Origin of the sequence: Phytoactinopolyspora halophila, from assembly GCF_003287285.1 — a bacterium.
GTDB lineage: Bacteria > Actinomycetota > Actinomycetes > Jiangellales > Jiangellaceae > Phytoactinopolyspora_A > Phytoactinopolyspora_A halophila.
Genome location: NZ_QMIG01000003.1, coordinates 50,694 through 63,473, shown reverse-complemented (window position 1 = coordinate 63,473; position 12,780 = coordinate 50,694). Strand labels below are relative to the sequence as shown.

General features: G+C 65.5%; 16 protein-coding genes and 1 tRNA gene. 9 read left to right on the top strand and 8 right to left on the bottom strand.

What is annotated here, in order from left to right; genetic code table 11:
* Positions 1–11: 11 nt before the first annotated feature.
* Positions 12–1,064, top strand: a complete 1,053-nt coding sequence (locus DPM12_RS05045) for a chorismate-binding protein (protein ID WP_112257214.1) — start codon at positions 12–14, stop codon at positions 1,062–1,064.
* Positions 1,058–1,891 carry an aminotransferase class IV gene (locus DPM12_RS05040; protein WP_112257213.1) on the top strand — a complete coding sequence of 278 codons (834 nt, stop codon included), beginning with the start codon at positions 1,058–1,060 and terminating at the stop codon, positions 1,889–1,891. The genes DPM12_RS05045 and DPM12_RS05040 overlap by 7 nt, the downstream gene beginning before the upstream one ends.
* 109 nt (positions 1,892–2,000) lie before the next feature.
* Here the strand turns inward: DPM12_RS05040 and DPM12_RS05035 are convergent, their stop codons facing one another.
* The gene (locus tag DPM12_RS05035) at positions 2,001–2,555 is read right to left on the bottom strand and encodes a CGNR zinc finger domain-containing protein (protein ID WP_112257212.1); all 555 of its coding nucleotides are present in this window, start codon (positions 2,553–2,555) and stop codon (positions 2,001–2,003) included.
* Between the two features lie 153 nt (positions 2,556–2,708).
* Complete coding sequence (locus tag DPM12_RS05030) at positions 2,709–3,101, bottom strand: SsgA family sporulation/cell division regulator (RefSeq protein ID WP_158542751.1); 393 nt, start codon at positions 3,099–3,101, stop codon at positions 2,709–2,711.
* Positions 3,102–3,348: 247 nt separating this feature from the next.
* Here DPM12_RS05030 and DPM12_RS05025 point away from each other — a divergent pair.
* From DPM12_RS05025 to DPM12_RS05010, 4 genes are all read left to right on the top strand, one after another.
* Positions 3,349–3,420, top strand: a tRNA-Val gene (locus DPM12_RS05025).
* Between the two features lie 436 nt (positions 3,421–3,856).
* Positions 3,857–4,108, top strand: coding sequence for a type II toxin-antitoxin system Phd/YefM family antitoxin (locus tag DPM12_RS05020; protein WP_112257210.1), 252 nt, complete (start codon positions 3,857–3,859; stop codon positions 4,106–4,108).
* Positions 4,105–4,368 (top strand): Txe/YoeB family addiction module toxin, encoded by a 264-nt coding sequence (locus tag DPM12_RS05015; protein ID WP_112257209.1) that lies wholly within the window; start codon positions 4,105–4,107, stop codon positions 4,366–4,368. Before DPM12_RS05020 ends, DPM12_RS05015 begins: the two co-directional genes overlap by 4 nt.
* A gap of 368 nt (positions 4,369–4,736) precedes the next feature.
* Positions 4,737–5,174, top strand: a complete 438-nt coding sequence (locus tag DPM12_RS05010) for a VOC family protein (protein ID WP_112257208.1) — start codon at positions 4,737–4,739, stop codon at positions 5,172–5,174.
* A 32-nt stretch (positions 5,175–5,206) separates the two neighbouring features.
* Here the strand turns inward: DPM12_RS05010 and DPM12_RS05005 are convergent, their stop codons facing one another.
* Both DPM12_RS05005 and DPM12_RS05000 read right to left on the bottom strand, forming a co-directional pair.
* Positions 5,207–5,836: a DUF305 domain-containing protein gene (locus tag DPM12_RS05005; protein ID WP_112257207.1), complete on the bottom strand. Its 630-nt coding sequence runs from the start codon at positions 5,834–5,836 to the stop codon at positions 5,207–5,209.
* A gap of 117 nt (positions 5,837–5,953) precedes the next feature.
* The gene (locus tag DPM12_RS05000) at positions 5,954–7,351 is read right to left on the bottom strand and encodes an LVIVD repeat-containing protein (protein ID WP_112257206.1); all 1,398 of its coding nucleotides are present in this window, start codon (positions 7,349–7,351) and stop codon (positions 5,954–5,956) included.
* Between the two features lie 265 nt (positions 7,352–7,616).
* On the opposite strand from DPM12_RS05000, the gene DPM12_RS23080 reads away from it, so the two are divergent.
* Together DPM12_RS23080 and argG are read left to right on the top strand one after the other, a co-directional pair.
* Positions 7,617–7,763, top strand: a complete 147-nt coding sequence (locus DPM12_RS23080; protein ID WP_158542749.1) for a hypothetical protein — start codon at positions 7,617–7,619, stop codon at positions 7,761–7,763.
* A gap of 571 nt (positions 7,764–8,334) precedes the next feature.
* On the top strand, positions 8,335–9,780 hold the full coding sequence (gene argG, locus DPM12_RS04995; RefSeq protein WP_112257205.1) for an argininosuccinate synthase: 1,446 nt from the start codon (positions 8,335–8,337) through the stop codon (positions 9,778–9,780).
* A gap of 76 nt (positions 9,781–9,856) precedes the next feature.
* Here the strand turns inward: argG and DPM12_RS04990 are convergent, their stop codons facing one another.
* Complete coding sequence (locus DPM12_RS04990) at positions 9,857–10,363, bottom strand: MarR family winged helix-turn-helix transcriptional regulator (protein ID WP_211658458.1); 507 nt, start codon at positions 10,361–10,363, stop codon at positions 9,857–9,859.
* Positions 10,364–10,422: 59 nt separating this feature from the next.
* Here DPM12_RS04990 and DPM12_RS04985 point away from each other — a divergent pair, with 59 nt between their 5' ends.
* The gene (locus DPM12_RS04985) at positions 10,423–10,683 is read left to right on the top strand and encodes a hypothetical protein (RefSeq protein ID WP_123788484.1); all 261 of its coding nucleotides are present in this window, start codon (positions 10,423–10,425) and stop codon (positions 10,681–10,683) included.
* Between the two features lie 64 nt (positions 10,684–10,747).
* Here the strand turns inward: DPM12_RS04985 and DPM12_RS04980 are convergent, their stop codons facing one another.
* From DPM12_RS04980 to DPM12_RS23075, 3 genes are all read right to left on the bottom strand, one after another.
* Positions 10,748–11,542 carry an alanyl-tRNA editing protein gene (locus DPM12_RS04980; RefSeq protein ID WP_112257202.1) on the bottom strand — a complete coding sequence of 265 codons (795 nt, stop codon included), beginning with the start codon at positions 11,540–11,542 and terminating at the stop codon, positions 10,748–10,750.
* A 41-nt stretch (positions 11,543–11,583) separates the two neighbouring features.
* A complete protein-coding gene (locus tag DPM12_RS04975) occupies positions 11,584–12,417 on the bottom strand; it encodes an NAD-dependent protein deacetylase (RefSeq protein WP_112257472.1) in 834 nt (277 codons plus the stop codon).
* Between the two features lie 142 nt (positions 12,418–12,559).
* Positions 12,560–12,715, bottom strand: a complete 156-nt coding sequence (locus DPM12_RS23075) for a hypothetical protein (RefSeq protein WP_158542747.1) — start codon at positions 12,713–12,715, stop codon at positions 12,560–12,562.
* Positions 12,716–12,780: the final 65 nt, after the last annotated feature.

Below are 12,780 nucleotides of genomic sequence, written 5' to 3'. Positions count from 1 at the left end.
AACAAGCACGGATGTGCCGCGTTCGGGTAGCGTCGCAAGGCGTGTACGGTGGCCCAGACGCGGTCCGGCCGGTGGCGCATCTCGGGGGCATGATGGCCACCGAGCTGGACGAGCTGACCGACGATCTGACCGCACTGGACAGCTCCGGCAGGTGGGCGGTGGTCGTCACGTTCGAAGGTTCCGTCACCTGCGCGCGTTTCGCCCGGTGGCAACAGCTACCCCTCGACCGCGCGGCGGCGGGCTTGCGGTGGCAGGGTCCACCCGCCCACACGTGGTCGTCGTCGCTCGACCGGAACGGCTACGTGAGCGCCGTGCGTGAGGTCCGGGAACGGATCGCGGCCGGAACCGTCTACCAGGTCAACGTCTGCCGGGTGATGGAGGCGCCGCTGCCTGAGCTCGGCGAGTGGGGACTTCTCCCGCTGGCCGCGAAGCTCGCCGAGCGCCACGATGCGCCATTCGGTGGCCTGATCCAACTGCCTGGACTCCAGGTGGTTACGGCCTCCCCCGAGCTCTACATACGACGCGACGGGCACGCGGTCTGGTCGTCGCCGATCAAGGGCACCGGCCGCACGGAGGACGACCTCACGGAGAAGGATCAAGCCGAGAACGTGATGATCGTTGACCTGGTGCGCAACGACCTCTCCCGGGTGAGTAGGACCGGGTCGATCGCCGTGGAGGGTCTGCTCTCCGTGGAGAAACATCCCGGTCTGGTGCACCTTGTGTCCACAGTGACCGGCCAGCTCGTCGACACCGCCGGGTGGCCCGAGCTGTTCGATGCGACCTTCCCGCCCGGATCAGTGAGCGGCGCCCCGAAGTCAAGCGCGCTGCAGGCGATCGCCGATCTCGAACCCGTGGATCGCGGCCCCTACTGCGGCGCCGTCGGCTGGGTCGACGCGGACACCGGCGAGGGAGAGCTGGCGGTTGGTATCCGCACCTTCTGGGCCGAGGAGGGCACACTGCGTTTCGGTACCGGTGCCGGCATCACGTGGGGTTCGGATCCGGAACGCGAATGGGCCGAGACGGAACTGAAGGCCGAACGGCTCGTAGGCTTGGCTTCGTGTTGATCTGGATTAACGGTGAACTCACCGACTCGTCGCACGCAACGGTGAGCGCCCTCGACCACGGTCTGACTGTGGGCGACGGCGCCTTCGAGACGGCCAAGGTGGTCGACGGCGTGCCGTTCGCGCTCGAACGTCACCTGACGCGTCTGCAACAGTCCGCGACCGGGCTCGGGCTGCCCGCCCCGGACCGCGCGCTCGTCCGCAAGGCGTGCACCGACGTCATCGGCGCGCTGGAGCGGTCGGACCTGGCGAGACTGCGCATCACGTACACCGGCGGCATCGCTCCGATGGGGTCCGAGCGCGGCGATGCCGAGCCGACGCTCATCGTCGGCGGCACGCCGGTGCAGCCCTATCCCCCGACGGCCAGCGTGGCCGCCGTGCCGTGGCCCCGAAACGAGCGCGGTGCGCTGGCCGGGTTGAAGACGACGTCGTATGCGGAAAACGTCGTCGCGCTGGCCCGGGCGCGCGAGCGTGGCGGTAGCGAGGCTCTCATGGCCGATACGCAGGGCCGGCTGTGTGAAGGCACGGGCAGCAACGTGTTCGTCGTCGTTGACGGCCGGGTGCTGACGCCGTCGCTGGCCAGCGGATGCCTGGCGGGGATCACGCGGGATCTCGTGCTGGAATGGACCGAGGCGCAGGAAGCCGAGCTCGACTTCAGTGTCCTCGACGAGGCCGACGAGATCTTTCTCACCTCGTCCGTACGGGACGTTCAGCCCGTCGAGGCCGTCATCTACGACGACCGTCGGCACCACGTGACGGCGCCGGGTCCGAAGACGGACGAGATCGCCGCGGAGTTCGAGCGCCGGAGCGCCGAAAACCCCGAACCATAACCCACACCCCCGCTACTCCACTCCCCCATGATCATGAACACATCTCGACCCATGAGGCGGACTAGTGTTCATGATCATGGAAAGGGGGTGGAGATGCGAGGGATGCGGATCAAGACGCGGCGCGGCGGCGCTCGCGGTAGGCCGCCACGTGCAGGCGGTTGCCGCACGTGCGGCTGTCACAGTATCGCTTCGAGCGGTTGCGTGAGAGATCGACGAGTACTCGCCCGCAGTCAGGCGCGTCGCAAACGCGGAGCCGCTGATGTTCGTCGGCGACGACGACGAATGCCAGCGCCATGCCCCCGTCGGTCAGCAGATGCTCGGCCAACTCCGCTCCGGGGGCGAAGTAGTGAATATGCCAGTCGTAACCGTCATGGTCGGTCAACCGAGGACAGAGGCGCGCCTTGGATAGCAGATCATTGACCAAGGCCGCTGTCTGCTCGGTGGTCTCCGCGAGAAAAATCTCGCGTAGCCGTGCTCGCAACGCTCGCACGTGATCAAGGTCCGTTCCGTCCAACGTCCCGACGTCACTGATGATGTGATCATCGACGAAGGCACGCAACGCCTCGACATCCGGCAACGCCTCCTGCCCGGTGCTCTCCGGCGCAGTGTTGATCAGGTCGACGACGATGCCGAGCGAGTGTTGAACATCGTGGCTGAAGGTCACGGCCTACCTCGGGATAACGGTTATCGGGTGGGCCGACCGTAGACCGCGATGTGGCCTGGGCACAACATCAGGTCCGGATGAGACAGACCTGTGACCGGATTCGCTATCCGGACGTGTCCGCTTCGCTATCCGGACGTTGCCGCCCGCGCCGCTCTACGCGCCGTCGAGCAAACTACCGAGCGCCAGGTCGATGTCGAGAAGTTGCCCTTCGGTGCCGGGCGGCACGAGCCGGCACGTGTGCGCGACGAACTCGTCGACATGCGCCGCCGGTGCCAGGAGGAGTGCGTCACCGTCAGGAGACGACAGCGAAATCTTCACTGCCGGCACACCGTGCGCATCCTCGACCGGGCCGACCACGACGTCGCCGAGACCGGTCTCCCGTTTGAGTCCGGTACTTAGCAGATCCCGCGCGAAAACCCACTGAACTGGGGACTCGGAGCCGACGTCGAAGACCACCGTGACTGCCAACGGGTCGTCGGCGGAGTACCGGAACTCTGCGGGCAGCAAGCGCGTGTCGGTCGGACCGCTCAGCAACTGCAGGGCCATGGGGTATGTGACCGTGGAGGCATCCATACCCACCAAGACGGGGAGTCAGCCCGCTCGTGACGCGGTGTCGACAACGAATTTTCGAGCGTGATTCAGATCACATCTGGGCGGATGATATGGGCTGACTTGTGCCGACTTGACGGTGCGGCCCGCCGACGTGCCGCTGCTCGTCGCCGACGACCTCTCCCCCATGCCGCACCGGGTTCGATGCAAGGCGCTCCGGTGCGGTATGGTTTTCTTCGCGCAGGGGCGATTAGCTCAGCGGGAGAGCGCTTCGTTCACACCGAAGAGGTCGCTGGTTCGATTCCAGCATCGCCCACTATACGTCTCCGCAGATCACCTTCCTTCTGTTCGTCGTTGCTATCCCCCTTATTAGGGCATCGTCGGGCGCGTCAGTCAGCGAAAAGTCTGCCATCGCGTCGTAGATCCGCTGATCGAGGACGGTGCAGGCGTGCGTGTGTGGAGGCCCAACGTCGTCGAGTGTCGCTCGCCTCCGAACTGCCCGAGAACGCGTCTCGGTGAGAACGAATTCGGGTCGATGTTGACCAGCACCTCTACCGCCGGATCACGGCCGCACTGCTCGCCCGACGTGAACGTCAGCCGCGGTGCGTCGACTGGGGCAATCCTCGTGAAGGACAGCGCCGTGAGCAGTGGTTCTCTGCCCTGGAGCGTACAGACGCCCCGCCACGAACCCCTGCTGCTAGATACCGAGAGAATGGTACAATATTAAGTACAACATTGAGTGGGAGGCTGGAATGAGTGCGATTACCGCAAGCGAGGCACGCAAGACGCTGTTTCCGTTGATCCAGAAGGTCAACGACGATCACACACCGGTGGAGATCGTCTCCAAGCACGGCAACGCCGTACTGGTGTCCAAGGAAGACTGGGACTCGATGGAGGAAACGGCCTACCTGCTGCGGTCTCCCGCCAATGCGGCCCGGCTGGCAGAGGCCCTGGAGCAGGCCAAGAGTGGTGAAGCCGAACCCCGCGAGCTTGACCGCTCGTGAAGATCACGTTCGTACCGAATGGCTGGGAAGACTATGTTTACTGGCAGACCACTGATCGGAAGATCCTCAAGAAGATCAACCAGCTTATTGACGACATCACCCGAGACGATCCATTTACCGGTATCGGCAAGCCCGAGCCATTACGTCATCACCTGTCCGGTGCGTGGTCGCGGCGCATCAACGACGAACACCGTCTTGTTTACCTCGTGAGTGACGACAACCTGGTGATCCTCTCCGCCCGTTACCACTACGACCCTTGACGACACCGAGATGCTACGTAGTTCAGCTGACGACAGCCTTCATTTGCCTCGTCGGTAAGCCATGCGCGGGCGTTCGGATCAATGCTCACAGCAACGCTGGCACCGTCGCGAGATGAGTGCCTGAAGCGAAAGATGTCGTGGCTCGCCCAGATCGGTGCCCATTCCGCTTGCTCGCGCCCCAGGACACCCCATCGTGCATCACCCTCTCGACGCGAAGGTTCTCCTCGTTCACAGAGTTGGGCCCGACATTGTCAGTCCCGTGCGAGAAGCTGGAACCATGATTGGCCACATGCGAATCCCCAGGATGTCCCAGATCCGCCACCTCTACTTGCACACCCACCAGCGGACCCTGCGGGAGGTGAGATGAGATGGCGCGCAACATCCAGATCACATTCGACTGCACCGACCCGGCCGGGTTGGCGGCGTTCTGGGCCGAGGCCCTCGGCTACCAGTTGCAGGCCCCACCCGAGGGCTTCGAGTCGTGGGAGCAGGCCCTGGAGGCGATGGGCGTGCCGCCCGAGAACCGCAACGACGCCTCAGCGGTGGTCGACCCCGAGGGCTCCGGGCCGCGGTTCTTCTTTCAGCGGGTTCCGGAGCACAAACAGGCCAAGAACCGCGTGCACATCGACGTACGAGCCGCCTCCGGCGTCGAGGGCGAGGCCCGGATGGCGGCCCTGGAGGAGGAAGCCAAGCGGCTTGTCTCTCACGGCGCCACCCGGCTTGAGCGCTACGGGCCCGCTCCCCCGCTCGAGGCCGGTCACATCGTGATGGCAGATCCCGAGGGAAACGAGTTCTGCCTCGACTGATCAGCCCGGCTCCACTCGCAGACGTCGCAAGCTCAGGACGTCTTGTCCTCCAGCATTGCTTCCATCTGCTGGATCTGGGTGGACTGCGTGGTCAGCATGTCGGTGGCCATTTGCTGTATGACGGGGTCGCTACCGTTGGTGATGACCTCGATCGTCATCCTGACCGCGCCCTCGTGGTGCTCGATCATCAATTCGAGGAACTGCACGTCGAACGCCGTGCCTTCGGCCGCGCTCAGGTCGTCCAGCTCGGCCGGAGTGGCCATTCCCATCTGCTCGAGAAGATCCGGCTGCTGGAGCACCTCCTCGTAGCTCTCCTGCGCATCGGTGACCTCGAGCCCGTTGCGGCTCTGCCATCCCTGCATGGTGTCGATCTCGACGGTTTGCGCCACGTCGATCCGGTTGGCCATCGCGAGCAGCTCGTCGTCTTCGGACCTGTCGGGAGCCATCGCGCTCATGACAAGCGCCTGGAAGTGGTGCGGGATCATCATGGTGACGAACTCGACGTCGGCCGGGTTCGGCGCTGTTTGCGTGGCGGCCGCCGACGTGTAGGTCGCATCCGACGACGCGGTGCGAGGCTGCTCCGCTGCGGTGGCGGACAGGGGCGCCGCACCGAACATGCAAGCTGCTATCAGCGCCGCGCCTGCGGCTTTCCGATACCTCATGGTGCCCGTTCCTTTCTGCCTCGCCACGCGGGGCACGGGGTTCGACCGGCGTGGCGTGCTCGACGACGAGGAGATGGGCGGGCCCGGCAGGTGTGCCGCCGGGCCCGCCGGTCAGGGTCATTCCGGATAGCGGTACTGAGTCTGCGCGTTGAAGAGGTCCAGCTTGACGCGGTTGGCGCTGGGTACGCCCTTCATACCGGTGAGCTTGAGGACGTCCAGCCCTTTGGTGATGTCACTGGAGTAGACGAACCCGTTGTACCAGTACGCCGACCAGGACCCGGCGACTACGGACTCGTCGGACGCGGGCCCACGCTCCCAGAAGGCGATCTCGACCGGGTTGTCCGGATCGGTGAATTCCCAGACCGAGACGCCGCCCTGGTACCAGGACTGGACCATGATGTCGCGGCCCTTGACGGGGACTAGCGAGCCGTTGTGCGCGACGCAGTTCTCGACGTCCTGCTGGTGCCGAGGGATCTTGAAGTAGCTGCGGAACACGAGCTCCCGGTCGTCACCCTCGCCAACGATGTCGTAGATGGCGTTGGCACCGTGCTCCGGCCCGACCTGCTCATTGCACGTGGCGCCGAGGCCGCCGCCGAGCTCGTCGGTGAAGACCACCCTGTCCGCGTCGTTGGTGAACGTCGCCGAATGGTAGAAGGCGAAGTTGCTGTCCGCGATGTTGGTGATCACGTAGGGATCCGTGGGGTCCGAGGTGTCTATCAAGACGCCCTCGCCCATGCATGCGCCCGCAGCGAGATCCTCTTCAGGGAAGACGGTGATGTCGTGACAGCCGGCGGTGCCGGGTGCCCCGCCTTCGGGAAAGAGGACCGGCTTGGCGATCACGGATGCCTCGGCGGGGTTGTCCAGCGGAACCTCCACGATCGAGATCGAATCGTGCGGGGGCTGGCAGTTGGGGAATGCCGCGTTCGGCCCGTACGAGGAGACGTAGATGTAGACCTTGTCGTCGCTGTCGCCCGGAACGAGCGTGTGGGTGTGGGACCCGCAGTCAGTCTGTACGGACGTGACGTACTCCGGGTTGCTGACGTCGCGGACGTCGAAAATGCGGATGCCTTCCCACGCGTCGGGGTTGACCGGCGAGCTGGGAGCGCTCGTGCAGGAGTCGTCCGATCGTGCGGCGTCGACCGACATGAACAGCAAGTCGCGCTCAGCGGTCACGGAGACGTCGCCCTGCCCACCAGGGCATTCGATCTGGCCAACGACCTCCGGCTTGTGGGGGTGCTTGATGTCGAAGATCGTGATGCCACCGTAGCTGCCCTGATAGGCATGGTCACCTTTGAAGGCGATGTCGCTGTGCCAGTCGTCCTGGACCGGTTCTTGCCTCGGGACGTTGGCCACCGACCTGATGTACTTGCTGTGGGACACTTCGTCCACGTCGAGCTCGTCACTCTGCGCGGCCGATGGGCCGGCTAGGGCGAGGGACGAGACGACCAGGGCGGCGCTCAGGATGGCCGCCTGTACTCCACGACGCGATCTGCGTCCGAGAACGGGGGTAGGCATGGGTGGGATCCTCCTTCCGTTTGGCAAAACAGATCACGGCTGGTGATGAGGATCAACAGACAGATGTAGGAAATTTCGGAGTCGCCTCCCACAGAAGGCCCCACACGTGCGCCATGGCACTCGAATGGGGCGTGACGGCCGGACGCATGCTCGTATGACCTGGTGCGAGCTTGTCGAGTGCGGCGGAGATGTCCGCACTCGCAGGAGGGAACGTGAGATTTCAAATGGATCGACGGTACTCGTGTGTTTGAGCTAACTTGCCTGAATGCGAGAAGAGGAGTTAAGCGAGCAGCGTCGTGCGGACATCGAGAGGGGTCGGCGGCAGATGGTGCTCGCCATCCTCGGTGCGGCCGCGGTTGGTGTGCTGCTAACAGCCGTGTTTGCGGCCGGGGCAGTGCTCTTTGTCGACTGATCTCGAAGTGAACCGGCCAGAATCTCATGCGGGCCCGGTTCCATAGGTAGATCATCTCGCTGGCACCGGCGGTCCGGCTTTGTTGATCGTCGACGATCGCCGACATGGACGTGTGTACGGTCGTCAATGATCATGTGGGCGACGGCGCAGCCGCTGCTATGCCGTGTGCATCTGCGGAGCCCGATATCGATCGGGACGACGATGGCTCGCGTCTTGTCTCGCGTCTCATTCCGATGGGCGGCCGGTGTACGGCTCGGCACGTGGCGGGGTCTCGTGATGCTGGCAGTCGCACCACGAGGGCGCCTTGGCGTGTGCCGGGCATTCGTCGTGCCGTCCGTGGCGGCAAGCGATGCAGATCACGGTTGTTGCCGATCACGCTCGACGGTTTGGGGACATGGCGATGTGGGGCGTGGCTTCGGCACACGCCTCAACACACCGGGATCGCGACGCGGTCGCGTGCGCAGCATCCATCAGGGTACGAGCGTATCTCAGCAGGGGCGATGTAGGCCCAGACCCCGCATCATCTCCATGCCGATTGCATGGTCATGCATGAGCGTGCATACTCATACTCATGTCCAAGGTGCTTACCTCCATGCCCGTCGGCGAGCGCATCGGCATCGCCTTCTCCGGTGGCCTCGACACTTCGGTGGCGGTCGCGTGGATGCGCGACAAGGGCGCGGTGCCCTGTACCTACACGGCCGATCTCGGCCAGTACGACGAGCCCGACATCGCTTCGGTGCCGGGGCGCGCCACGACCTACGGCGCGGAGGTGGCCCGGCTGGTAGATTGCCGCGCGGCCCTCGTGGAGGAAGGACTTGCGGCCCTGACCTGCGGGGCGTTCCACATCCGGTCCGGTGGCCGGGCGTATTTCAACACCACTCCCCTGGGCCGTGCCGTCGCCGGCACCCTGCTGGTGCGGGCGATGCTGGAGGACGACGTCCACATCTGGGGCGACGGCTCGACGTTCAAGGGCAACGACATCGAGCGCTTCTACCGCTACGGCCTGCTGGCCAACCCGAATCTACGGATCTACAAGCCGTGGTTAGACCCCGAGTTCGTCGGCGAGCTCGGCGGCCGTACGGAGATGTCGGAGTGGCTTCTCGCCCATGGCTTGCCGTATCGGGACAGCGTGGAGAAAGCCTATTCCACCGACGCGAATATCTGGGGCGCCACCCACGAGGCCAAGGCGCTGGAGCACCTGGACGTGAGCATCGAGACCGTCGAACCGATCATGGGCGTGCGGTTCTGGGATCCCAGCGTCGAGATACCCACCGAGGACGTCACGATCGGCTTCCACCAGGGCCGGCCGGTGACGATCAACGGCAAGGAATTCGGCTCCGCCGTGGACCTGGTGCTGGAGGCCAACGAGATCGGTGGCCGGCACGGCTTGGGCATGTCCGATCAGATCGAGAACCGTGTCATCGAGGCCAAGAGCCGCGGCATCTACGAGGCGCCGGGCATGGCATTGCTGCACGCGGCGTACGAGCGGCTGGTGAACGCGATCCACAACGAGGACACCCTCACCGCGTACCACGACGAGGGCCGCAAGCTCGGCAGGCTGATGTACGAGGGCCGCTGGCTGGACCCGCAGGCACTGATGCTGCGCGAGTCTCTGCAGCGCTGGGTCGGCACGGCGATCACCGGGGAGGTGACCCTGCGGCTGCGGCGCGGCGAGGACTACTCCATCCTGGATACCTCCGGGCCGGCGCTGAGCTATCACCCGGACAAGCTCTCCATGGAACGGATCGAGGATTCCGCGTTCCGCCCCGAAGACCGGATCGGCCAGCTGACCATGCGCAACCTCGACATCGCGGACTCGCGCGCCAAGCTCGAGCAGTACGTGGGCGCCGGCATGATCGGTGACTCCCAACGGGAGTCGATCGGTGCCGCGCAGGCGGCCTCCACCGGGCTGATCGGCGCGATGCCCGAGGGCACCTCCGGTGCCATCTCCTCGGGCGGGGAGGCTTCCGACGACGACTGGCTGGATCGGGTGGCCATGGAGTCCGGCACGGATTGAGCCGGCATTCGGGGCAGGCGGCACCAGCCGGCTCGCTGCCGCCCTGCTGCCGCCTCGCTGCTAGCTCACCGCCGGGTCACTGTGGGCGCCAGCCAACGGTCCAGTGCCGGTCGGGAACGTCCCCGGCCGCCTCGGAGAACAACCTGAGCCCTTCGGCCACCTGCCGGTGCTGATCGGGCGTCATGGACGCGAGGATGCGGCCGATCTCCACTCGACGGTGGTCCATGACGTCGCGGACCAGCTCGTGACCGGCACTGGTGGCGACGAGCTGCACGGCGCGGCGGTCGCTGGACATCCGCTGCCTGTCTACCAGTCCCTTGCGTTCGAGGCGGTCACAGAGGCGAGTGGCCGTGGACGGGTTGACGTCCAGATTGATCGCCAGGTCCACGATGCGCTGCGGACCCTGCGCCGTCAGGATCACGAGGAGCCGATACTGCGGCAGCGTCACCTCGTCGGAACGCCCGGCCAGGGATTGGGCTGCGACTGCGACGAGCACGCGGCTGGCCGCGACGACGGCTTCCACCACATCGTCCCAACTCGATTCGTCACTCGGCTGGCCTGGCGTCGACGTCGGCTGTGTCACGCGGTAAATTATTGCACAGAGCATTATTTGCTGACGACAACGATGTCGAGGAGGTTATGGTGCACGAGAGTTACGTCACCGACGAGACATGGGCATTCGACTGCCGCCGGTGCGGCCACCACTGGTCGATCGACTACGAGTTGCAGCACACCGCTGGATTCGGAGACGAGGAGCTGCGCTTGTGGTTCCGTAATGGGCTGCCCGCCATGGCGCCGGGCGCCGGCGTGCCATGCCCGCACTGCGGCGGCCTGCGCGTCGCGGCGTCACGGCCGAACACCCCGCTGTCCTCATCCACCGGAGACGCGGGCACGTCCACGTGAGTGCGAATCCCCGGGCTTGAGAGGGCATAACCCCGGGACGCACATCGGACAACGGGCTCCGGGTTCACCCCGGCTGGGCATCGCCGCCCGGACCGTCGGCGATCTCAAGACGGATACGTTTGTTGTTCTTGCCCTTTGAGCTGGCCCCGGTGACCACGACGTGGCCGACCTCGGCCGTGTTCACCACGTGTGTGCCGCCGTCGGCTTGTTTGTCCAGACCGACGATGTCGATCACCCGCAGCGGGTCGATCTCGCGCGAGATGAGATCGGCACGGGTCCGGATCAAAGCGTCGTCGAGATCGGCCTCGCCGCGCGGGAGGAAATCCACGAGGACCTCACGGGCCCGGGTGATCTCCTCGTTGATCCGGCGCTCGACACGTTTCCCCAGGTCCGTGGTGATGCCGTCGAGCGCGAAATCCAGGCGGCCCGTGCCCGGTTCCATGTTGCCGCCGGTGACGGCGACACCGAATTCGGTCCAGATGACACCGCACAGGATATGCAGCGCGGTATGGGTCCGCATCAGGCTGTGCCGGCGATCCCAGTCGATCTCCCCGTACACCTCGCGCACGTCGCCGGCGATCTCGGGGATGTCCAGCCAGTGCCAGATCCGCCCTCCGTCACGGGCTACCCTGGTCACCGTCGCGGAGCCGCCGTCCCAGCGCAGCGTCCCCACATCGGGTGGCTGTCCACCCCCGCCGGGATAGAAGGCGGTGCGCGCCAGGGCTACCCGGTTCTGCTCGTGGTCGATCTCCGCTACCGCGCTGTCGAACGAGCGCGCGTACGCGTCGACCGAGAACAGCTCCGTTTCCGCGAGATCGCGTGGGGGCTCGGCAGGCTGGCGGTTTCCGGGCACGGCCATCTCGAACCAGCGCTCCTCAGCGAGAACAGCTCGAACGGGGCCTAGCTTACGAGCCGCTCCCCCGCAACGCCACGCTCGCTGCGGCTGTATGTTGCCGCCAGTGCCTCCAGTACCGGTGAACACCCGGCGTCGATCTTCAATGTGGCGAGGTCGTCACCGCGCGTGGCGCCCCGGTTGAGAATGACGATCGGCTTCGCCTGCTTGGCGGCGTGCCGGACGAAGCGCAGCCCAGACAGCACGCTCAGCGACGAGCCGGCAACGAGCAGCGACGACGCGGCGTCGACCAGCCTGTACGCCTCCTGCACCCGCGGTTTGGGGACGTTCTCGCCGAAGTACACGATGTCCGGCTTGAGCATGCCACCGCAGTATTCGCAGTCGGCGACCTGGAAATCGGCGGTGGCCGCGATGACGGCGTCGGCGTCCGGGGCGATCTCGATGTCGGACACGTCGGCGTCGTATCCCGGGTTCAGCTCGGTGAGCCGCTGGGCGAGATGTTCGCGGCTGATCGTCCGCCCACACGCCAGGCAGAGCACCCGGTCGTAGCGGCCATGCAGGTCGATGACCTGCTTGCTGCCGGCCACCTCGTGCAACGTGTCCACGTTCTGGGTGATCACTCCGGCGACGACGCCCGCTTCCTCCAGAGCGGCCAGCGCACGATGGCCCGTGTTGGGCTCGGTCTCCTGCATGTGGCGCCAGCCGACGTGGTTGCGGGCCCAGTAGTGGCGCCGGAAACCAGAATCGCCGACGAACTGCTGGTAGGTCATCGGATTCCGCGGCGGGGAATCGGGACCGCGGTAATCGGGAATTCCCGAGTCGGTGGAGATTCCGGCGCCCGTGAGAACGGCGACCGGGCCCGGCCCGAGGACCGAGCCCATGTTCCGTGCCGTGTCAGCGACCTCGTCAACGTCCACCCTTACGAGCGTAGACGGAACCGCGCTGATCACATATGCGCCCCGAAGGGCAGGGAAAGCGTCTCGGAGCCCGCGTGAATGCGTCACGGACGGCAGTGGCAGCCGCTCAGGCGAAGAGGCGGAACGTGCGCCTCATTACCTCGGATGCCTCTGCCCACGTGGGCAACGAGTTGATCTCGACGATGGTGTGTCGCAATGGTTCGGTGTCGTACACTTCGACCCGCCAGCCGTTCTGGTCGTGGTCGAGGATCCCCCGGATCACTCGCGTGTCCTTTCCAAACGTGGATGGAAAATCTGGCCACCGTGAATTCTGTCACGTCAGCACCC

What these genes read in the sequence shown, in the direction of transcription:
- argG (WP_112257205.1), top strand. Translation starts at nt 8,335, where the DNA reads ATGTCCAAGGTGCTTACCTCCATGCCCGTCGGCGAGCGCATCGGCATC.
- DPM12_RS23080 (WP_158542749.1), top strand. Translation starts at nt 7,617, where the DNA reads ATGCGAGAAGAGGAGTTAAGCGAGCAGCGTCGTGCGGACATCGAGAGG.
- DPM12_RS05000 (WP_112257206.1), bottom strand. Translation starts at nt 7,351, where the DNA reads ATGCCTACCCCCGTTCTCGGACGCAGATCGCGTCGTGGAGTACAGGCG.
- DPM12_RS05020 (WP_112257210.1), top strand. Translation starts at nt 3,857, where the DNA reads ATGAGTGCGATTACCGCAAGCGAGGCACGCAAGACGCTGTTTCCGTTG.
- DPM12_RS05010 (WP_112257208.1), top strand. Translation starts at nt 4,737, where the DNA reads ATGGCGCGCAACATCCAGATCACATTCGACTGCACCGACCCGGCCGGG.
- DPM12_RS05005 (WP_112257207.1), bottom strand. Translation starts at nt 5,836, where the DNA reads ATGAGGTATCGGAAAGCCGCAGGCGCGGCGCTGATAGCAGCTTGCATG.
- DPM12_RS04980 (WP_112257202.1), bottom strand. Translation starts at nt 11,542, where the DNA reads ATGGCCGTGCCCGGAAACCGCCAGCCTGCCGAGCCCCCACGCGATCTC.
- DPM12_RS04975 (WP_112257472.1), bottom strand. Translation starts at nt 12,417, where the DNA reads ATGGGCTCGGTCCTCGGGCCGGGCCCGGTCGCCGTTCTCACGGGCGCC.
- DPM12_RS05030 (WP_158542751.1), bottom strand. Translation starts at nt 3,101, where the DNA reads ATGGCCCTGCAGTTGCTGAGCGGTCCGACCGACACGCGCTTGCTGCCC.
- DPM12_RS05045 (WP_112257214.1), top strand. Translation starts at nt 12, where the DNA reads ATGTGCCGCGTTCGGGTAGCGTCGCAAGGCGTGTACGGTGGCCCAGAC.